Source organism: Acidipropionibacterium thoenii DSM 20276, assembly GCF_000423445.1.
In the GTDB taxonomy this organism is placed as follows: Bacteria; Actinomycetota; Actinomycetes; order Propionibacteriales; family Propionibacteriaceae; genus Acidipropionibacterium; species Acidipropionibacterium thoenii.
Map to the genome: position 1 here is coordinate 21,104 of NZ_AUHZ01000019.1, position 20,654 is coordinate 41,757.

Sequence of the window (20,654 nt, forward strand, 5' to 3'; positions counted from 1 at the left end):
ATCTGCCGATGTGCGCGCGTTGCTGCGCACGGCCTCAGCACACTCTGAGTGTCGTTCTGTGGGCGCATTCAACTGGTCGTCGCAACACCTTGATGTGAGAGGTGTGGAGGATGGCTACCAAGCATTGGAGCATGAGGACTGGCGATGTCCCCGAGGGGTTGCGGCGTCAGTGGCGAGCGGACAGGTCCTTGCGGCCGGCGATGTTCTCTCCGGGCAGGCCGCAACCGTCTCGGACGGTGCAGCGTGACTTCTGGCGTCTCATTGCGACGGGGATCTCAACGGCGGAGGCCGCGCTCGTGGTGGGTGTGTCGATCCCGGTGGCCTCGCGGTGGTTCCGCCACGCTGGCGGCATGCCACCGATCAGTCTGGTCGAACCCAGTGGGCGATATCTCAGCTTCGCCGAGCGTGAGGAGATCGCCATCCTGAAGGCCCAGGGCAAGGGGGTTCGCACCATCGCCCGGGCTCTGGGCCGTGATCCGGGCACGATCAGTCGTGAGCTGCGCCGCAACGCCGCTACCCGAGGCGGGAAACTCGAATACCGAGCCATGGTCGCCCAGTGGAAAGCCCACGAGGCCGCCAAGAGGCCCAAAGAAGCGAAGATGGTGACCAACCCGCGGCTGCGTGACTACGTCCAGGACCGGCTCGCCGGCAAGGTCACCCACCCTGACGGCCGCACCGTCAACGGCCCAGACACGCCAGTCTGGAAAGGGTTGAACAAGCCCCACCGGGCCGACCGTCGCTGGTCGAAGGCCTGGAGCCCGGAGCAGATCAGCCGCCGCCTGCGCATCGAGTTCGGTGATGATGAGTCCATGCGGATCAGTCACGAGGCGATCTACCAGTCACTGTTCATCGAGGGCCGCGGGGCGCTGAAGCGGGACCTGGTGACCTGCCTGCTCACCGGCAGGGCTCTGCGCTCGCCGCGTGAGCGTTCGCGGAACAAGCCCCATGGCCATGTCACCGCCGATGTCGTGATCAGCGAACGGCCCGCGGAGGCCGCGGATCGGGCTGTTCCCGGTCATTGGGAAGGCGACCTGATCATCGGCACCGGCCGCTCCGCGATCGGCACCTTGGTCGAACGCCACAGCCGCGCCACGATCCTGGTCCATCTGCCTCGCTTGGAGGGCTGGGGCCAGACGCCGCCGGTCAAGAACGGCCCCTCGCTGGGCGGTTACGGTGCGGTCGCGATGAACACCGCGCTCGCCGCGTCGATCACCGCTCTGCCGCAGCAGCTGCGCAAGACCATCACCTGGGACCGCGGCAAGGAACTATCCGCTCACGCCACCTTCGCCCTGGAGACCGGCACGAAGGTCTACTTCGCTGACCCCCACAGCCCATGGCAGCGGCCCAGCAACGAGAACACCAACGGGCTGCTGCGTCAGTACTTCCCCAAGGGCACCGACCTGTCCCGCTGGACAGCAGAAGATCTGGAAGCCGTGGCCCACACCCTAAACAACCGCCCCCGCAAGACCCTCGGCTGGAGAACACCGGCCGAGGTCTTCGAAGAGCAACTACGATCCTTGGAAGAAGCCGGTGTTGCGACGACCGGTTGAACCTGCCGTGGCTCCGACCAGCAGAGCGATGTCACCAGTTGGCTTTCCATCTCAGCGGCGCCGCTGGAAGGATGCCCACCGGCAAATCCCGCACCTCGTGGATTGCGAGCGTTGCGAGCGAGAGCGTGCCTACGCGAAGGAGAATTGTGATGGATGTTGACCTGCTGGTGATCGGCTGGGGCAAGGCAGGAAAGACCCTGGCGGGGCGCTTCGCGGCCGCCGGCAAGACCGTGGCGCTGGTGGAGCGCTCGCCCGAGATGTACGGCGGCACCTGCATCAACATCGCCTGCGTGCCGACCAAGGACCTCGTCGTCTCGGCCGAGGAGCGTCGCGACTCCGACGACCCGCAGGAGTTCTTCCGCACCGCCGTCGCCGGCCGCGACGCGCTGATCGGCACGCTCAACGCCGCGAACCACCAGATGCTGGAGAAGCCGGGCGTCACCCTGGTGGACGGCACCGCCCGGTTCACCGGCCCGCGGACGGTCGTCGTCGACACCGCCGAGGGCCAGGTGGAGCTCACCGGCGAGACCGTGGTGATCGGCACCGGTGCGACCTCGCGCCGCGTCGACCTGCCCGGCTTCGACTCACCGCGGGTGTTCGACTCGACCACCATCCAGCACATCGACCCGCTGCCCGAACGGCTGGTGATCGTGGGCGGCGGCTTCATTGGGCTGGAGTTCGCTAGCATGTTCACCCACTTCGGCTCCAAGGTCACCATCCTCGACCGCGGCGAGGAGTTCGTTCCCCGCGTCGACCGGGACGTGGCCGAGGCCGTGAGGCAGACCCTGCTCGACATGGGCGTCACCATCGAGCAGGGCGTCCGGCCCACGTCGCTGGACGACGACGGCACACACGCCGTGGTGCACACCACCAAGGGCGATTTCGCGGCCGAGGCCGTGCTGGTGGCCGCCGGACGCGTGCCGGTCACCGGCGAGCTGGGCCTGGAGGCCGCCCGCATCGAGGTGGACGAGCGGGGCTTCGTCGTCGTGGACGACCAGCTGCAGACCAGCGTCCCCGGTGTGTACGCGGTGGGCGACGTCAACGGCGGCCCGCAGTTCACCTACATCTCGCTGGACGACAACCGCATCGTGTGGGACGCGGTGATGGGCCAGGGCACGCGCCGCCGCAGCGACCGCGTAGCGGTGCCGAACACCACCTTCATCACCCCGCCGCTGTCGATGGTGGGCATGGACGAGACCCAGGCCCGCAAGTCCGGCCGCAACGTCCTGATGGCGAAGAAGGAGGTGGCGAAGATCGCCGCCATGCCCCGGCCGAAGATCGTCGGCGAGACCCACGGCCTGTTCAAGCTGTTCGTCGACGCCGACAGCCAAGAGATCCTCGGCGCGACGATCTTCTCCATCGACTCCCAGGAGCTGGTCAACATGGTCGCCCTGGCCATCCGGCTGGGCGCCAAGGTCTCCGACCTGCGCGACGGGATCTGGACCCACCCGTCCAGCACCGAGGCCTTCAACGAGGTGCTCGGCACCCTGGAGCCATTGGCCTGACCGCTCAGGCACGAGAACGCCCTCCGACCCGATGGGTCGGAGGGCGTTCTGCTTCGACGGGGGCGGTCGGGCCCGGCGTCCGGCCCCGCCGCCGACGCAGGCACCGCATGTCTTGGAGGCTGACCGACCCGCCCCGGGAATAGACCCTGCCGGATCGTGGTTCGAATAGGTGTACCCTGTAGGGGTATGCATCGCAAGATGGCTCGGTTCGAGGCGTCCGTGCTGTCGTCGATGCCATCGCCGCTAATCCCGACCTGACCGCCACTGTGCTCCAAACTGTCGGCGTAAAGGGATGGGACGGGTTCATCCTCGTCCGCAGAGGCTAGAGCGGAACGGGCGGGCTACCCGCGATCAGAACGTCCTCAACTGCCGCGCCGAGGGCGTGTGCACGCGGTCGTGTCGATGGCCGGTCGTTCAGCGGCCGCGGTTTCGGGGGTGGTTGCGGGCCTGTCGCTCGTTCCCTCGCCGGTAGTTGCCCGTGAGCCTCGCCATGAGCTCTTGCGGGTCTTCCTGCTCGACGTCTTCGTGGGGTTACCCGCAAGTTTCGGACGGTTGGATTGGTTCAGGCGGCCCGTGTCAGGGCTGCCGCGTGTTGGGCTTCGAACTCGACTGGGGTCTGGTAGCCGATCGCTGAGTTGAGGCGCTTCGTGTTGTAGAAGTCGTAGATCCACTCCTCCACGCCCTGAATGGCCTGCTGGGGGGTGTCCCACTCGTAGCGGTCGTAGAACTCAGCCTTCAACACGGACCACTGGGATTCGATCATCGCATTGTCCCAGCACACCCCGGTGCGTCCCATTGACTGGTCGAGGTGGAGTTCCCGGCAGCACTCATACATCTGCTCGGAGGTGAATTGCGTGCCACGGTCGGAATGGATGATCACTTTCCTGGGCGCGTTCGGGCGAAGAATGCGAGCCCGGCGCAACGCCTCCTCCACGAGGTCCGTCGTCATGGTCGTCGACATGGCGGTTGCGATGACCTTCCGGTAGCAAGCGTCCTTGATGGCGCACAGGTACACCCACCCGGCCCGCGTCCTCAGGTAGGTGATGTCGGTGACCCACACGCGATCCACCTGCCCCGTGTCCCAGTGTCGCTTGACCCGGTCAGGGATCGAATGCGTGCGCGTCCCCGGTATCGTCGTCACCGGACGGAACCGGCGCGGGCTGATGCCCGCAAGGCCCTGACGGCGCATCGAGGCCGCCACCGTCTTACGATCCACCACCACCCCCTCACGGCGAAGCTGGGCGCACACACGCAGGTACCCGTACGTGCTTCGGGAGTCCACCCATATGCGGCGCACCGCCTCATCCAGGCGCCGACGCGCCCGGAGGCTGGGGAGAAGATGATCCCCATCCCGCTGCTGGGCCGCAACCCACCCGTAGTACCCGGAAGTGGACACTTTCAACAGGCGGGCCATCCGGGCAATCGGGTACCGAGCCTTCTCCGCCTGCATCAGCGTGTACTTCTCACTCACTGATGCTTCGCAGCGAAGAAGGCCGCTGCTTTTCCCAAGAACTCGTTGTCCATCCGCAGGTCCGCGTTCTCCTTGCGGAGCCGCTTCAACTCCTCGCGTTCATCCGGACTCAACGTGCTCGGCGTCATGGTCTCCTTCTCTGCCTTCACCCACCTGCCCAACAGTTGGGGACCCAGCCCCAGCTCCTGGGCGACCTCGGCGATCGTGCGACCCGAGTCGATCACCATCCTCGCCGCCTCATGGCGGTACTGGGCCGTGAACTTGCGACGCTGCCTCCGCGTCTTCTCGTTCCCCGTGCTCATGACAACACCTTCCCCCAGGGCCACCAGGCCCCGCCACATCAGGTGTCCGAAAAACCGGCTCTTGTGACTGATCTGTGGGTGGTTGGGCGGGTCTGAACGGGTGCACGCCGTTCTCTCGTCTATGTTCCTGGCTTGTCGAGAGTCAGTAACGAAACAGGGAGAACGGCGTGCAGGAAACCACCCTATGGCGACAGCTGCTGGGAGTCGAGAAGACCACGGTCGTCGAGTATGACGCGGACGAGGGCATCGTGGTCGCGTCGGTGCGTGCGTCGGGGAAGCTGAGGCCTCGGTGCGGGAGGTGCGGCAGACGTGCTGCCCGTTACGACCTCGGTGAGGGGCTGCGGCGGTGGAGGGCGCTGGACCTGGGCCCTGTCCCGGTGTGGCTGGAAGCGGAGGCGCCGCGTGTGAAGTGTACTGAGCATGGGGTGATCGTCGCGCAGGTGCCGTGGGCGCGTCATGGTGCCGGGCACACCAAATTCTTCGATCAGCAGGTCGCGTGGTTGGCGACGGTCACCTCCAAGTCCGCCGTGAGGGAGTTGATGCGCATCGCGTGGCGCACGGTCGGAGCGATCGTTGCCCGCGTGTGGGACGACACCGCCGCCGAGACCGACCTGTTCGCCGGGCTCACCCGCATCGGGATCGATGAGATCAGTTACAAGAAGGGCCACAAGTACCTCACCGTCGTCGTCTGTCACGACACCGGCCGACTCGTGTGGGCCAAGCCCGGGCGGGACAAGAGGACGCTGCGAGCCTTCTTTGACGAGCTGGAGGCGTCCGGGGCGGGCAGGTGCGCTCGGATCACGCATGTCAGTGCGGACGGGGCAGACTGGATCGGCGACGTCGTCGCCGAGAAGTGCCCGGACGCAGTGCGCTGCGCCGATCCGTTTCACGTTGTCAAATGGGCCACCGACGCCCTCGACGAGGTGCGCCGGCAGGCATGGAACGATGCCCGCAGAGCCGCCAGGAGCGAACCGCGCCGCAACGTCGGCAGACTTCGCAAAGACGCACCCACCAGACCCGCCAGTGACACGGCCCGCAGGTTGAAGAACTCACGCTACGCGCTGTGGAAGAACCCCGAGGATCTCACCGAGAGACAGACCGCGAAGCTCGCCTGGATCGCGCAGACCGACCCTCGGTTGCACCGCGCCTACCTCCTCAAAGAAGGACTACGGGTCGTGTTCAAGCTGCCCTACGAGCAAGCCATCGACGCACTGGACCGGTGGATCTCCTGGGCCAGGCGATGTCGTATCCCCGCCTTCGTGAAACTCCAACGCTCGATCGTGAAACACCACGACCGGATCCTCGCCGCGATCGAGCACGGCCTCTCCAACGGACGTATCGAGTCCGTCAACACCAAGATCCGACTCATCACCCGCGTCGCGTTCGGGTTCCGGTCCCCACAAGCCCTCATAGCCCTGGCCATGCTCACCCTCGGCGGCCACCGCCCCACCCTCCCCGGCCGACCATGACCCACGGAAGAGTCAGGAGCGCCGAAAAACCAGGGTAGGCCCACTGCTGCGTTACCCATCTATAACAGCCGATCCTGTCTGGTCACGATCATTAGTTCAGAAGAGGTCACAGCGGAAGCTCCGGCAGTGCGTCAACAACACGAACCGTGTCCACGGAGACACGGGTCACGCGCTTGACCAGGTCGATGATGTAGCGGGGATCGTCGTGCTCGGTGGCCCATTGGTTGGGGTCGTTGATGATGCCAGACGCTTTGTCGGTCTTGACCTGGTAGCGGTCGATGAGCCACTCCAGCGCCGATCTGGAGCCGAGCATGTACTCGTTGGCGACGGCGGGGATGTCGTCGAGGGTGATGTGAGCGTTGTAGATGAGGGTTTTCTTGGTGGTCTTGTCCTTCCAGCGCATTTTCTGGACCCGGTAGGCCTCGGGACCGGTGGTGTCGTCGCCGAGGTGTTCTGTCAGCGGGTAGGGCTCGACGGTCTCGTAGCCGATGTGGAGGTCAGCCAGCGTTCGGCCGGCCGCGACGAACCGCTCGAAGTCGTCTCGGGAGGCGGCCAGCGGGATGCGGGGCAGCATGCGCTTGAGGTCTGCGGCGAACGCGGCACGGTACTGCGGCGAGTGGAGGACGGCGTAGACGTAGGAGAAGATGTCGTCCTTGGACACCTGCGCGCCGAACGCGTCGCGATAGGTCTTCAGGGCCTGGTCGGTGATGTTGTCTACTCGCCGGTAGCCCCACTCGTCGACGGTCTCGTCGGGTGCAGGCAGGGCGTCCTGGGCGCTGCTGTCGGCCCGCTCATAGGTCCAGCGAGGGAAGAACTGGCCGCTGCTTGACCCCCACATCGCCAGATCTGGAAGACGGTTCGTCGCGATCAATGAGAAGGGTTTGTCTGATCCCGGACCGACGACGTAGAAGCCGATGGTGTCGTGTGTGGGGGTGGGGAAGATGGACTCGAGCTGGTTCACTCGTTCGTTGAGCGACCGGTCGAAGTAGGCGTTCTGGTGGCAGAACGGCCGGTAGAGGGACTCGTAGATGCGCTCGGGCTTGAATTGGTGGGTTCGGCCCCGCAGCGCATCAGACTTCAGGTTGGCGCTCCAGCTGATCCGTGTGGGATCGGTGGTGAGCTTGCTCTCGTCGCCGGTCCAGGTGGTGGCCTCGAGGTTGTACTCGTCGACCATCCGACTCATGTTCGCCTCGACGGCCTTGTGGCTGAAGTTGTAGCACCACGCGTCCCGGTTGGTCTTGAGTCCATTGGAGTGCAGCGTGAAGATGCGCGGCGTCGGGTCGCGGGTGTCCTTGAGGCCGATCGGCATGAAAGCCTGGAAGGCGGGGTTGCGCTGGTTGAGCCAGTCCCCATCCGTATTGGGTGTGATGGTGGCCCAGGCGGTGGTGGTCAAGGTGGCGTCGGTGATGTCGCCGAGTTTCTCCTCGCGTGACTGGTAGTCCGGCACCCCGTGGTAGTGGATCCGGCATCCCGTCCGGCGGGGATTCTTGGCAGCGACCAGCACGGCCACACCGGCCCGTGACCCGGAGCCGAAGACCTTGCCCCCCTCCTGACGTGAACGCTCTCCGGCGGTGCGCTGGTTGCCTCGGAGGTTGTAGACCCAGATGTCGGAGAACTCTGCTTGGAAGGTCTTGCGGATCCCGTCGGCGGTGTTGCCGTCCAGCCAGCCGTTGTTGGTCACGAACGCGACCACGCCCTGGTCACCGAGACGGTCGGTGGCCCACCGGAACGCCCGAATGTAGGAGTCGTAGAGGCTGTTCTTGAGAGTTGCTGAAGACCTCTTGGCGTAGGTGTCGGCGATCCGCTCGTCCAACGTCGGGTACGGCAGGTTCGCGTTGTTGTCGTTGGCCGAGGTCTGGCCGGCGCTGTAGGGCGGGTTGCCCACGATCACTTTGATCGGGGCGGCCAGCTGGGCCTCGATGCGCTGGTTGTTGACCGGGATGAGGCTCGTGTCGACCCGGTCACCGTCCTCGGTGATCTGGAACGTGTCGGTCAACGTGACACCGGGGAACGGCGCATAGTCCACCGGACGGTCTGGCTGCTGGGAGGCGACCAGGGCCTGGTAGGTCGTCTCGATGTTGACTGCGGCGATGTAGTAGGCCAGCAGCATGTACTCGTTGGCCCACAACTCCCCGGTGTATTTGCGGGCCAGGTCCGCCGGGGCGATGATGCCCGACTGCAACAGCCGCACGATGAACGTGCCGGTGCCGGTGAACGGGTCCTGGACGTGGACACCGGCATCGGTGATGCCGTAGCCGAACTGGTCGCGGCACACCTGGTCGGCGGCTCGCAGGATGAAGTCGACGACAGGCACCGGGGTGTAGACCACCCCCAGCGAGGACGACTGCGCGGGGAAGGCTGTGCGGAAGAACTGCTCATAGAGCTGGTGGATGACACTCTGGCGGCCCTCCGGTGTGCGGATCTGGGCGGCGCGGCGGCCCACCGAGTCGTAGAACCGGTCCAACCGTGCGGTTTCTGCGGCCAGTCCGTAGCCTTCCAGGGCGGTGGCCATCTGTCCCATCGTGATCGAGACCGGGTTGCGCTCGGCGAACGAGCCCGCCGGGAACAGGGCCTGGAACACGGGCCGGGTGATCAGGTGCTGGGAGATCATGTCAACGGCCTGGGCGGCGTCGATCGACTCGTTGAGGTTGGCCCGCAGGCCTTGAAGGAACATGTCGAACTGGCCGGCGACCGGCGCCCCGTCACGGCGGGCGGCGGCAATGATGCCGGTGATGCGGCGGACCTGGTTGGCGTGGATGGCCACCACGTCATCGGCCCACGACTCCCAGTACTCCCGCTGGCCGCACTTCTTGACGATGCGGCCCAGGATCGCTTCGCGCCACAGGTCCGAACCCACCAGCAGCGGCTGGGTGCCGGCGAACGGGTTGGTGCCCGGCTGCTGGCCCTCTGGCCGGTTGTCATCGTCGGCGGGGGGGAACACGTCGATGGAGACCTTGCCGCCGGTGCTGTGGTCCAGGTCGATGGTGTTGATCATCGCCTCGAACCGGTCATCGTGGGCCCGCAGGGCGTTCAGGACGTCCCAGACGACCTTGAAGCGCTTGTTGTCGCGCAGCGCCACCTCCGGTTTCTCACTGGCGTCGATCGCCACCGGCAAGATGACATACCCGTAGTCCTTGCCCGGGGCCTTGCGCATCACCCGGCCCACCGACTGCACCACGTCGACCAGCGAGTTACGCGGGGACAGGAACAACACCGCATCCAACGCCGGCACGTCCACACCCTCGGCCAGGCACCGGGCATTCGACAGAATCCGGCACTCCCCCTCCGGAACCGGGGCCTTGAGCCAGGCCAGCTCCTCGCCCCGGGTCAGCGCGTTCATCGTCCCGTCGACGTGATGGGCCTCGACCTGCAACCCGGCATCATCACCGATGACCTGGTCGACGACCTGGGGCAGCGCCCCGGCGAACGCCTTGGAGGCCTTGATGTTGGCGGCGAACGCCACCGCCCGCTGCATGGGCGTCGGATGCTCACCGAAATCCATGTCGGTGGTGCGTTTGGCCAGCCCGTTCCAGCACCCCACGATCCTCGCCGCATCATCCAGGCTCAACTCGTGACCCTCACCGGCCAGACAGGCCTGCATGCCCGGGTCGATGGCGTCATTGGCCACCGCCAGGATCATCACCTTGTAGTCCGACAGCAGGCCCCGTTCCACAGCCTGCCCGAAGCCCAGGCGGTGGAACACCGGCCCGAACATCGCCTCGTCGTCCATCGAGGTCAACACCGCGGCCGCGTCATCGGCCTTCTTCTTCACATCGGTGCCATAAATCCTGGGGGTCGCGGTCATGTAGAGCCGCTTGGCCGCCGGCAGATAGGCGTTGTCGTGGACCTTGATGAACGCCGACTCACTCGTGTCACCGGCCAGGGTGACACCGGTGGTGCGATGGGCTTCATCACACAGGACCAGATCGAACGGGCCCGCCCCAGACTGCTTCTGCGCCCGGGCCACCACATCGATGGACTGATAGGTCGAGAAGATCACCGTCATCTGTTTGCCGCGACGCCCACCATGGGCCATCTCGGCCACAAGCCGGTCCGGATCAGTGGTCGGCAGAGGAATGTCGTGAACGGTGATGTCCTCGGCCTGACGGCTGGCCTTGGTGTCCGAACACACCACCAGCGGACGGATCGGGGTCTGGGACTGGGCCAGCCACTCCCGCAGACTCTGGGAGACCAACGAGATCGACGGCGCCAGGAACAACACCGTCAAATGCCCCTCGTTCTCAGCGCAACGCCGCTCGGCCAACTTCAACGACGTGAACGTCTTACCCGTCCCACACGCCGAGATCCACTGCCCCCGATCATGGGAGGCGAAGCCGGCCTCGATGGCGTCGATCGCCTCCTTCTGATGGGGACGCAACCCGAACCGGACGGCCTTGCGCGCCGTGAACCCCAACGGGTCATCGGAGTGGAACATCCAGTCCACCCGCGACTCGGCGATATCGGCCATCCCGATCCGCTGCACCGGAACACTCTGATGACGCAGCGCCTCCTCGGCGTTACGGGACCACCGGTCCGTGGTCGAGATGATGATCCGGTTGTCGAAGACCACCCCGTCCCAGGAACGGCCCGAGGCCGTGAAGAACGAATCAATATCGGCCTTCTGCAACCGGTGGCGCGGGTCGTAGAACTTGCACTGGATCGCCGCCCACCGACCCGACTCACGCTCGCGCGCCACCAGATCGATCCCCGTGTCATGGGTGCCCTCATTGTGAGGCCACTCCGGCCACCGCCACACCTCGTCATAGGTCGCCGCCAGAGTCGCATCCTTGGAGAAGTAGCCAGCCATCAACTCCTCAAACCGAGTCCCCCGCACCACCGCAGACGGCTCGCAGCCGAACTCCTCGATCACATCCTGGATCGTCCTGACCTTCGCCACCAGCGTTTCCCTTCCGCCCCGACTGGGCCACAGCGTATCGACCTCACACCGGCCAGGAGCACAGGACCAGCCCGTCACGCCCGCCATTCCACCGCGTGCTCTCCTCGCAAGGAGCCGGTCCCACCAGAAGGAGCTGCGCACGATCTCAATGGCGGGGATACCCATATCGTGGCAGACGCAGTCTGATAGGGACCGCAGGACTGGATCAGATGGCTTCTGGAGGGCTCCAGAGTTCGCGTACTACCTTGGCTATCTTCTCCTGCACATCGACGCATTGATTGGAAAGCTGGGCGTATTCCATCTCGCCCTGCGCACGCGTCCGCGGACCAGGAATGCCAAGATGAGACATCCCGGCTCGCAGCGCGATCACCTCGTCACGCAGATGGTCGTCCAGCACCAGGTTGGTCAGATGTGCGAGCTCTTGAGCGTGCTCGAGGTGCCCGATCTCGATCCCCTCCGGCAATAGGTGGCCGCCGTAGGTGCCCGTCTTGGTCTCGGCATCGAGATCGGCCAGGTGTATGACGGTGACGTCTCGCATGGCCTTCGTGATGGCCTTGTTCAGGTCTTGCAGAGTGTTGCGTTCAAAGACGCGCCGCTGCTCCTTGGCTGTCGCCTGTCGCTCGACCATGTGCTCCTTGATGCCGAGGTGATTCGTGAGCCAGACCCCGACCAGGGAGATCACTCCGCCCAACAGCACGCCGCTCAGTGTCAGCCACATGTCAGAGTTCCCTGATGAGCCTCATGAGTCGCACGATGGATTTCTGGCCGTGACCAAGGGCGACCATGGACCCGTAAATGTCGACGTCACTCAGACCGACGGAACGGGCGTGGATGACTCCTTGCCTGACTTGACGAACCATGAACTGGTCCTTCCTGCCTGGCCAGCCGTTGTTGCCAGACCAATCGATCTCATCAATGGCCTCTCGAGCCGCTAGGCTCAACTCTGGGTACTTCTCACCGGTGTGAGCATCGATGGCAGCCACATAGCGGGCCCATCCGTCCAACCAGCCCGACGTCGAGGCGATGACGCCGAGCCACCCTCCAGACAGCCGCTGCGCGAACTGGATTCCGTCGACACTCGGGAGGTAGGACACCACTGGACCATCACCCCTGAACTGCTGGGATCGTTCAGTGATCGTCTCCCGATACTTGATCAGAGCATCGGTGAGCCCCCCGTAGCTGTCGCGTCCAGGAAGCATCACCACAGCCCGAGTCTCCGCTGCCCTCTCGGCCGCGCGCAGGTACGGCGCCAGACTCCCAATCCCTTGATCCACCGCAATGTGGCTCATCACAATCGAGGGTGTAGCGCTGGTGTGACCGCGGACGGCGCGTCGGTGCCTGGCAATGCTCGCAGGAGGTTCGCGCATCAGGGGCTGAACCGTGAGAGGTCGAGGGGCCTGGCGGACCTCGTCATGCGGGTTCGTCCGTTGGGCCCGGCTCCAGGGTCTCCACGTCTGCGATGAGCTCCAGGACCGTCTGGTACCTCCCGGCCGGGTCCTGATCGGTGCATCGCTTCACGATGCGGGTGACGGGATCGATGCCGTGCGAGAGCGACTCCCTTCCGGTGAAGATGAAGTGGAGCACCCAGCCGATCGAGTAGATCTCGTTGACGGTGCTGTAGGCCTTGAGGCTCTCCAGCTGTGGATCTCGGATCGTGCCTTTGAGCTCGGTCTTGGTCAGCGTGAAGTCCGAATCCGCCTCCTTGGAGAGCCCGAAGTCCGAGAGCTTCACGATGACGGCCCCGCTTGGGTAGGTCTTCACGAGGACATTCTGCAGGCTGATGTCGCGGTGCAGGACGCCTGCGCTGTGGATGTAGTTCAGGCCGTAAAGGAACTGCAGGGCGATGCGCTTCCTCGTGGAGAACTTCAGCGCTGCGTTGCGCTTGCCGATGTGGGCCCGGAGCGTGTCGTTGCAGAACTCCATCCGGTACTCGTCTCGGTTGTCGTCGTAGCGGTAGACCTCGACGATGTACGGGAAGCTCAGGCGCTTCATGATCTTGAACTCACGCTTGAACCGGGCGAGGTCGCGCTCGGAGATCCCTCTCTTCGCGCGCTTCACTGCGAACTTGATGTCGTACTCAGGGTCGATGTATGAGTAGACGTTCGCGAAGGAGCCGGACCCAACCATCTTCAGCTTGACCCTCTCGGGCTGGTTGGCGAGGACGATGGACGCAGCCGATCTCGTGAGCACCGGCTCGTACTTGACGATCTTGATCTCGACGAAGTCCTCGGGGACGGCGCTACCGCCGCTGTACGAGAGCCACGGCCGGCAGTGCTCGATCCCGTCCTGATAGCGCGGGTCGAGCGCGACGTCGATGCCTGCCCGCTTGAGGCTGTAGAGGTCCTTGTCGATGTCGTCGATCAGCGCGAGCAGCGCACGGCTGTTGTCGGCCCAGTAGTGATGGGTGCTCCGCGCCCGGCCGTTGATGCTCTCGAAGTGCTCGTTGAGCTGCTTGTGGAGGACGCTGAACATGTGGCCTAACTCCACCTCGTCCGTGTACAGCCGATCGAAGGTGACAGAGCTGGGCTGCTCCTCGTACTTGGCCTTTAGATCCGCGAGCCTCATCTCGTTGGGCGTGGCCACGGGTCAGACCTGGCTCTCGATGCAGCGCCGGGGGTCGTCGCCGCAATCCTGGTCCATGGCCCAAGATTATCGGCCGGGTCCGATCAAGACGCCTTCGCTACGAGGGCGTCAATCTTCGCCATGAGCGGAGCCAGGCCCCGTTTCGACAGATGTCCGTAACGGTCCAGGGTGATCGAAGGGCGGGCGTGGCCCAGCGCCTGCGAGACGCTCAAGAGATCGGCCTCGGCCTCCGACAACGAGATCGCCGCGAACGTGTGTCGGAGCGCATGGGCGCTGTACCGCGGGATCTTCTCCTCGCGGTCCTCGTTCGCCCGCGCCACGGCGCGGGTGAACGCCTGGTTCGCGTACTGCTTCGCAATCGGCGCGCCCTTCCTCCGCGGGCTCGGGAACATCCAATCGCTCTTCGGGCGATCACCGGCGAGCTCGGTCAGCCACGGCAGCAGCAGCGCGGGGACGGGAAGCACCCGGCGCGAATCCCGTGTCTTCGTCGTGTCGGTGCCCGAGCCGCCGTTCAGCACCGAGAGGTGCCCGGCCCGCAGGTCGCCGACGAGCAGCGAGCGCGCCTCGCCGGAGCGAGGTCCCATGAGCCCGAGGGTGCCGAGCAGAGCGCGGTCGAAGTCGTCGCGGGTGGCATTGATGATCGCCATGAGCTGCTCGGCATCAACGTCGGCGGCCACGATAGGGCGGCGCGGTGGCGCGTCGATCCCGAGGACCTCGCCGCGTTCATGAGGACGCGCGAGAACAGGCCGCGGGACATGTTCGCCCGATGATGGGAAAGGAGCCCCGATTCCGACCGGCACCGGGGCTCAGCCGTGCTCGCTCGGCTGGTCCGGCCTCGCGCAGCTGCACCCGATGCGGGAGAATCGTCCGCGAGGCCATGCACGGCCGGAGAGGCCAGGAGGGCGCAATGGACCGCAGCGAGAAGAAGAGGCTCCGCGAGCACATCGGGGAGCACGTCGACGTGTCCGGCGCGCGGCTGTCCGACGACGAGGCGCAGTTCCTGGGCGACTTCGTGGACAACTACGACGACGACTACCGGGGCAGGTCGGACACGCACACGAAGAGCTTCACCGGCTGGAGCTCCGACGGCAAGTACACCCGGGACGAGACGTACACGGACACGTTCACCGACGAGATCGGCATCCGCGCGGACTACTCGTACCAGGACGACGACGGCCAGAAGGGCGCGTCCAGCACGGAGATCCGAGACGCCCGCGGGATCCTCAACTGGTTCCGCGACCACCGCTGAGCAAACGGACTGCGGAGCCCCTGTCATCTGGCCGGGGCTCCTTCACGTCTTGATGTCTTTGCCGCACGGTGCCTGCGGATGTCTGGGGTACGGGTCACCGGCCTCGGCAGCCACGATGGCCCGGACTCCCCCAATCTCATCGCAGCAGTCCAGAACCATCAGTTCAGCCTCGTCCAGTGAACCCCCGGCGCGCTCGGCACGTGCCAGGTCGATTCCGGCGTTCAGGATGCGATCCAGTGCGTCACTGCCCGGACCCCCGCCACGCCGGCGACAGCGCGCTGCATCGATCGGAGTCACAGACGCTCGATCACTCTCAGACATGACATCAGTGTGCCTACTCCCCAGCGCCGACGGAAGAGACTTCAAGCCAGCAAAACGACAACCCCTCCTGTTAACGATAAAGAGCCCTGATCTATTTGATGTGGACCAGCAAGATGCCGATCGTCCATCGGTGCAACAAGAAGTGTCGGTGGAACCCGCTATGTTTCTGTCCTGGTGGCCCTCCGCATCAACCAGTCTCTAGCCCCAGTCAGGGATCACAACCAGCATCAGACCAGAAGAATCACTACATCTAGTGCCGACAGCTCCTATGCGACACTACCCCTAGTGATTTGGGTGGTATAGTTCCGCTGAGATCCGGGCGGTCCAGACCGGCCGGCATGACAGGACAGAGGAGGGGTTCCAATGGGTGATCATCGCGGCACTCTCTCCCCCACCGGAATCAATCACAGATATTCCCAGACGGTTGGTGCCGACACCGAGTTTTCGAACTTCATCTTCTGGAATCCCTCGGTATCTCGTCGAGAAGTGGTGAACCACAATGGATGCCTGGATTGACGAGAGTATCAGGACGGTCGGCGAACCCATGTACCTGCTCGGCGCCTCGATCACCAGCCCCGAGTCCTATGACACGGCAGCCGAAGTGCTGACGAGGTTCGCCCCACGAGGTAACAAGCTGCACTGGAGGGACCTCGGCGAGGCGGGCAAGAAACCGGTGATCGACGCGATCCCGGAGCTGTGCCTTCATCATGTCGTGGTGATCGGAGCCCCGATGATCGACATCCGGCAAGAACGGGCGCGGGGACGCTGCTTCGAGCGTCTCCTCTGGGAACTGGACCAGGCCGGTGTCACCAAAGTTGTCTTCGAGTCCCGGACACCGCACCAGGATCGGACCGACCGACGCCGCGTCGATGGTCTGCGCGGTCGTGGTGTCATCACAGGCGAACTGAGAGCCGAGTGGCGTCGAGGCGCCGAGGAACCGCTGCTGTGGGCCCCCGACATCGTCCTGGGTGCGCTGGGAGACGCCCGCGTCGCCGGCACAGAGCTGGATGCGCGAGTGGCCGCATCGATCCAGGAGATCGTGATCAGTCTGTAGACAGCGCGAAGGCCAGGCCCTACGAAACCGCAGGTGTCCTGGCCTCTACTTCCCCGTTCCCATCGGGTGGGGCGTTGGATCCATTTAAGCTCTCAAGGGCCGGTACGTCAACACCTTTCTCCACCACCAGACGCGACCGTGGCGGGTCTGGCGGGTGTCGGAGTCGCCGGTTACGGTGTGGGCATGTTAGGTCGTGGGCCAGGTGGCCACCGAGACGGCACTGATGGGTGTGCCGGTGGCCACCGAGTCGGTGCCTGCGGGCTGGCCCTCGCCTGCCGCCGACTACTTCGACGGGGATGTCGACCTCAACGAGCACCTGCTGGCCAACCGGCCGGCCTCCTTCATCGTGCGCGTGGCCGGGGACTCGATGATCGGGGCCGGAATCTTCAACGGTGACGAGCTGGTCGTCGACAGGTCCCTGGAGCCGGTCGACGGGGACGTGGTGATCGCTGTCGTCGATGACGAGCTCACGGTCAAAACACTGCACCTGGGCGAAGGCGGGCCCGAGCTGCGGCCGGCGAATCCGGCCTATCCGGTGATCCGCCCGATCAGTGACTTGCGGGTCTGGGGTGTGGTGACGACATGCCTGCACCATCTGCACCACTGACCCCGTCTGCTTCGGGCCGGCGGGCCCGGGTGATGCTGGTCGACGTGGACTCCTGCTACGCGGCGTGCGAGCGGGTGTTCCACCCCGAGCTGGAGGGTGTTCCCCTGGTGGTGCTGTCCAACAACGACGGCTGCGTGGTCGCCCGCTCGGCCGAGGCCAAGGCGCTGGGCATCGAGATGGGAGTCCCCTGGTTCAAGCTCAAGGCCTGGGCCGACCGCCACGGCGTGGTCGCCCGTAGCTCCAACTATGAGCTTTATTGCAGCATCTCGGCGCGGATCATGGCGATCCTGGGTGAGTACACCCCGGCGGTGGAGGTGTACTCGATCGATGAGGCTTTCCTGCGGGTGCGCGGCCGGCCGGCCGAGCTGACGGAGATGGGCCGGCGGATTCGCCGGCGGGTCCTCCATGACCTGGGGGTCCCGGTCTCGGTGGGGATCGGTCCCACTCACACCCTGGCGAAGTTGGCGTCCCATGGGGCCAAGCACTCCCCCGCTCTGGATCATGTCGCCAGTCTCGATGCCTACAGTCCCGGCCAGGTCGACGCGATCCTGGAGGCGACCGCGGTCGCCGATCTGTGGGGTGTGGGCCGGCGCCTAGACGCCCGACTGGCCGCCATGGGGATCCGGACTGCCCGCCAGCTGCGCGACGCCGATCCGGGGGTCATGCGTCGGCGGTTCAACGTGAACGTGGCCCGCACGATCTTGGAGCTGCGCGGCACCGACTGCATCAGCGTCGATGATCGCGATGCTGACCGGACCGGGCAGATCATGTTCTCCCGGTCGTTCTCGACCCCGGTGACCGACCAGACCCAGATGCATCAGGTCCTGGCGATCTATGACCAGCAGGCCGCGACCCGGCTGCGTCACCAGCACTCGGTGGCCGCCGGGCTGTGGGTCTTCGCCTCCACGAGTTGGTATGTCTCCCCCGTGCATCAGGTGAGCCTGGCTGGCCGGCTCCCTCATCCCGCTGATGATCCGGTGACCATCGTCAGGACCGCCTGCGATCTGCTGCTGGATCGCATCGAGCCCGGCCGGCGGTACGTCCGGGCCGGGATCTCGTTGCTGGATCTGGTGCCGGCCGGCGCCCAGCCGATGCTCGACCCCTTCTCCCCCGACCCGCGCCTGACCCGGCTGGGGCCCCTGGTCGACCAGGTCAACGCGGCCTGCGGCCGAGGGTCCCTCGGGCTGGGATGGGCTGGGATCACAGCCCCCGGACTGGCAGATTCGCCGCGAGACGCTGTCCAACCGGGGCACCACGCACTGGGCCGAACTGGCTACCGTCACGGCGTGATGCCGTCATGACGGACTCTCCGCGCGATGAAGACTGTTCGCTAGCACGCTAGTCAACACGCATGCTTGCTCACTATCAAACGGGCTCTCGAAATCTGTTTCGTATACATATCTTGGTGCTTTTCGTATACACTAATAGCATGAGTGGACACCTGCTGCATGGCAAGCCCGTCACCGACGAGCAGATCCAGGCCTGGGCCGATGAGGCCGAGGCCGGTTACGACCTGTCACGACTCCCGAGGCCACGCCGCGGCCGGCCGCCCGTCGGGGATGGACCCGGATCGGTGGTTCCAGTGCGCCTGGACGCGGCCACGATCGCCGCGCTCACCTCGAAGGCCGAGGCTGAGGGGATCACCACCCGGTCGGATGCGATTCGCGCCGCGATCCGCGAGTGGACGCGTGTTGCCTGAACTGCATCAGTCGGCCCGCAAGCACTATGCCCGCGATAGCCTCGACGACTCCTCGGTGCTGTACGCCGCGATTCATGTCCTGACCTGTCGCCCCCTCGACGATGGAGATGATCCTCGTCGGTGGCTCATGATCGGGGCCGATCCCGCCGGCCGACTCGTTGAGCTCGTTGTCCTGGTCTTCGACGACGGCTATGAACTCATCATCCATGCCATGAAGGCCCGGTCGAAGTATCTCGACGATATCTGAGAGGCCCAGCATCCTCCCCACTCACTCGACCGGGACATCGAAAAGGATCAGCGCTGGCCGTGGGCTCCATCGTGCTGGTCGTGACGGGTCCCTACCGATTCATGCGTGATATTTACAAAGCTTACTTTTTTGCTAGCATGCTTGCTAAATGTCTTGCTTGTTCAGCTCGGCCCGGATGAGATCGGAGACGATCTTGGTCATGGGGGTGTCGGTCTGAGCTGAGAGGATCTTGAGTCGTCGTCGTTCGTCGGGTGTGAGGTAGCAGACGAACTGAACGAGATCCTCGGAGTTCCTGTCGAATGTCTTGCCGACCTCGGGATGAGACTGATGGGGCCGGCGGGCCATCCCCTGGACTGCCTTCTTGTTCGCGTCCTTCATGAGAGCACCTCCTTTAGTTCCTCGGCGACCTGCTCGTACCCCCACAGGTCCTCCAGGTTTGTTGCGCCGAAGGCCGCGGCGATCGCCTCTCTCTTCGGGATGACGGTGTCGAAGCGGGCGACCTTCTCCTGGGCCAGGACTGATTGCACGGCATCGAGGTTTGTCGTGCGAGCTGTGGCTCGGGTGATGAGGACAGCGTGGGGGAGATCGGCGAGGAGTCCGAGGGTCTCCCAGGCACGGTCCATGTCCATTGCTGATGCCCCTGTGGGCACGATGATGAAGTCTGCTGCGTCAATGGCCTTGTCGATCGTGGACGCGTGGCCTGGGGGGGTGTCGATGATGACCCAGTCGGCAGGGCTTGGATGGCTGAGTGTTCTGGTATTGGCGACTGTGAGGGTCACCGGGACCGGTTGGCCATCTTCTCGTGCGCGGTCGATCCATTCGGAGGCCGATCCCTGAGGGTCGGTGTCTCGAAGCTCGACAGTGTCGCCGGTCTTGGCGAGCGCGAGAGCGAGAAGGATCGCGGTGGTGGTCTTCCCCACTCCACCCTTGGTGTTCACCACAGCTACCACTCTGGCATGTTCCTTAACGGGCATACAGTCAACCTATCATATGTGCTTGATCACTTACTTGTTTGCTAGCAACATTGCCGTTGTGTCCTCGGCGCTGGAGACGGACCTCACGGAGTCGTGCTCGTAGCTGCTCACGCTGAGCTCTGATGCGACCCCGTGCAGCGGCGTCCGCCATGTATGCGGCGTGGGCCTGGGCGTCTGCGCGTGTTTGGGCGATCTGTTGGGCTCGCGTTGCGATCTGCTGCTGGTGCTGCGCGTGGCGGGTGAGGCGGTTGGCGTGGGCGTTGATGTCGTGGGCCAGGGCGTCAGCGAGCTGGTGGGCTAGCAGGGCGGCTGGGTCGTGTTGGCTGGTGGGCGGCAGGGCCAGGAGGCCGAGGTGGTGGTTTCTGGCATCGAGGGTCTCGATGATGTCTGTGGCACTCCATTCTGGGCTGATGGGCAGGGCGCCGAGGGCATCGCAGAGCCTGCCGATGTGGCCTGTGGCCAGCCAGGGGAGTCGTGCGGCGAGTCTGGCGGCGAGGCGTTGGAGCCAGGTGGGTCGGATGGTTCGTTTTGTTGCTGCCTTCGCGCGCGTCAGCGCGCGGTTGGTACCAACAGATCTACGTGAGGTGTGAGGGGTTGATGAACCCCTCCGGGGTAGGTGGACATGGGCTAGCTGTACTTCCCCGTGACGTTGTGAACGCGGGCTGAGGGGGTCTGGCCGCCGATCCCGGTGTGGGGTCTGTGGTGATTGTAGTGATGGAGCCAGGT

The 20,654-nt window shown here is 65.0% G+C and carries 18 protein-coding genes; 9 read left to right on the forward strand and 9 right to left on the reverse strand.

The features are described from left to right. The first annotated feature begins 131 nt into the window (after positions 1 to 131). Together G554_RS0107620 and G554_RS0107625 are read left to right on the forward strand one after the other, a co-directional pair. The gene (locus tag G554_RS0107620; RefSeq protein ID WP_036925056.1) at positions 132 to 1,550 is read left to right on the forward strand and encodes an IS30-like element ISPfr9 family transposase; all 1,419 of its coding nucleotides are present in this window, start codon (positions 132 to 134) and stop codon (positions 1,548 to 1,550) included. Between the two features lie 149 nt (positions 1,551 to 1,699). After that, the gene (locus tag G554_RS0107625) at positions 1,700 to 3,055 is read left to right on the forward strand and encodes an FAD-dependent oxidoreductase (RefSeq protein WP_027587445.1); all 1,356 of its coding nucleotides are present in this window, start codon (positions 1,700 to 1,702) and stop codon (positions 3,053 to 3,055) included. Positions 3,056 to 3,617: 562 nt separating this feature from the next. Here G554_RS0107625 and G554_RS0107630 read toward each other — a convergent pair. Then, positions 3,618 to 4,828 (reverse strand): IS3-like element ISPfr11 family transposase gene (locus G554_RS0107630; RefSeq protein WP_154654222.1). Its coding sequence is split into 2 segments (ribosomal slippage): positions 3,618 to 4,564 and positions 4,564 to 4,828, totalling 1,212 coding nucleotides; the frame shifts between segments, so codons are not numbered across the junction. Positions 4,829 to 4,995: 167 nt separating this feature from the next. Here G554_RS0107630 and G554_RS0107640 point away from each other — a divergent pair. Further along, a complete protein-coding gene (locus G554_RS0107640) occupies positions 4,996 to 6,297 on the forward strand; it encodes an ISL3 family transposase (RefSeq protein ID WP_027587447.1) in 1,302 nt (433 codons plus the stop codon). A gap of 106 nt (positions 6,298 to 6,403) precedes the next feature. On the opposite strand, the gene G554_RS0107645 is transcribed toward G554_RS0107640, so the two are convergent. From G554_RS0107645 to G554_RS0107665, 5 genes are all read right to left on the reverse strand, one after another. Beyond that, positions 6,404 to 11,194, reverse strand: a complete 4,791-nt coding sequence (locus G554_RS0107645) for a DEAD/DEAH box helicase (RefSeq protein WP_036925058.1) — start codon at positions 11,192 to 11,194, stop codon at positions 6,404 to 6,406. 205 nt (positions 11,195 to 11,399) lie between these two features. Then, on the reverse strand, positions 11,400 to 11,912 hold the full coding sequence (locus G554_RS0107650) for a hypothetical protein (protein ID WP_027587449.1): 513 nt from the start codon (positions 11,910 to 11,912) through the stop codon (positions 11,400 to 11,402). Between the two features lies 1 nt (position 11,913). Further along, on the reverse strand, positions 11,914 to 12,483 hold the full coding sequence (locus tag G554_RS0107655; protein ID WP_027587450.1) for a hypothetical protein: 570 nt from the start codon (positions 12,481 to 12,483) through the stop codon (positions 11,914 to 11,916). 121 nt (positions 12,484 to 12,604) lie between these two features. Next, entirely contained in the window at positions 12,605 to 13,777 is a 1,173-nt protein-coding gene (locus G554_RS0107660) for a protein kinase family protein (RefSeq protein WP_027587451.1), read from the reverse strand. 83 nt (positions 13,778 to 13,860) lie between these two features. Next, positions 13,861 to 14,577, reverse strand: coding sequence for a tyrosine-type recombinase/integrase (locus G554_RS0107665; RefSeq protein ID WP_425393349.1), 717 nt, complete (start codon positions 14,575 to 14,577; stop codon positions 13,861 to 13,863). Positions 14,578 to 14,684: 107 nt separating this feature from the next. On the opposite strand from G554_RS0107665, the gene G554_RS15340 reads away from it, so the two are divergent. From G554_RS15340 to G554_RS18380, 6 genes are all read left to right on the forward strand, one after another. Beyond that, positions 14,685 to 15,026, forward strand: coding sequence for a hypothetical protein (locus G554_RS15340; protein WP_013161957.1), 342 nt, complete (start codon positions 14,685 to 14,687; stop codon positions 15,024 to 15,026). An 820-nt stretch (positions 15,027 to 15,846) separates the two neighbouring features. Further along, on the forward strand, positions 15,847 to 16,401 hold the full coding sequence (locus G554_RS15345; RefSeq protein WP_013161960.1) for a hypothetical protein: 555 nt from the start codon (positions 15,847 to 15,849) through the stop codon (positions 16,399 to 16,401). 202 nt (positions 16,402 to 16,603) lie between these two features. Beyond that, entirely contained in the window at positions 16,604 to 17,008 is a 405-nt protein-coding gene (locus G554_RS0107690) for a LexA family protein (protein WP_027587454.1), read from the forward strand. Continuing rightward, a complete protein-coding gene (locus tag G554_RS15350) occupies positions 16,984 to 18,309 on the forward strand; it encodes a Y-family DNA polymerase (RefSeq protein WP_211220435.1) in 1,326 nt (441 codons plus the stop codon). The genes G554_RS0107690 and G554_RS15350 overlap by 25 nt, the downstream gene beginning before the upstream one ends. A gap of 128 nt (positions 18,310 to 18,437) precedes the next feature. Next, a complete protein-coding gene (locus G554_RS0107700; protein ID WP_027587455.1) occupies positions 18,438 to 18,707 on the forward strand; it encodes a ribbon-helix-helix domain-containing protein in 270 nt (89 codons plus the stop codon). Continuing rightward, positions 18,700 to 18,954, forward strand: a complete 255-nt coding sequence (locus G554_RS18380) for a hypothetical protein (RefSeq protein WP_245569995.1) — start codon at positions 18,700 to 18,702, stop codon at positions 18,952 to 18,954. The genes G554_RS0107700 and G554_RS18380 overlap by 8 nt, the downstream gene beginning before the upstream one ends. A gap of 144 nt (positions 18,955 to 19,098) precedes the next feature. Here G554_RS18380 and G554_RS0107710 read toward each other — a convergent pair whose 3' ends face one another. The 3 genes from G554_RS0107710 to G554_RS17630 form a co-directional block, all read right to left on the reverse strand. Next, positions 19,099 to 19,332 (reverse strand): hypothetical protein, encoded by a 234-nt coding sequence (locus G554_RS0107710; RefSeq protein WP_027587457.1) that lies wholly within the window; start codon positions 19,330 to 19,332, stop codon positions 19,099 to 19,101. After that, complete coding sequence (locus G554_RS0107715) at positions 19,329 to 19,895, reverse strand: ParA family protein (RefSeq protein WP_051232694.1); 567 nt, start codon at positions 19,893 to 19,895, stop codon at positions 19,329 to 19,331. Before G554_RS0107715 ends, G554_RS0107710 begins: the two co-directional genes overlap by 4 nt. Before the next feature lie 660 nt (positions 19,896 to 20,555). Then, a partial coding sequence (locus tag G554_RS17630) for an integrase core domain-containing protein (protein ID WP_154654223.1) occupies positions 20,556 to 20,654 on the reverse strand: 99 nt, incomplete at its 5' end.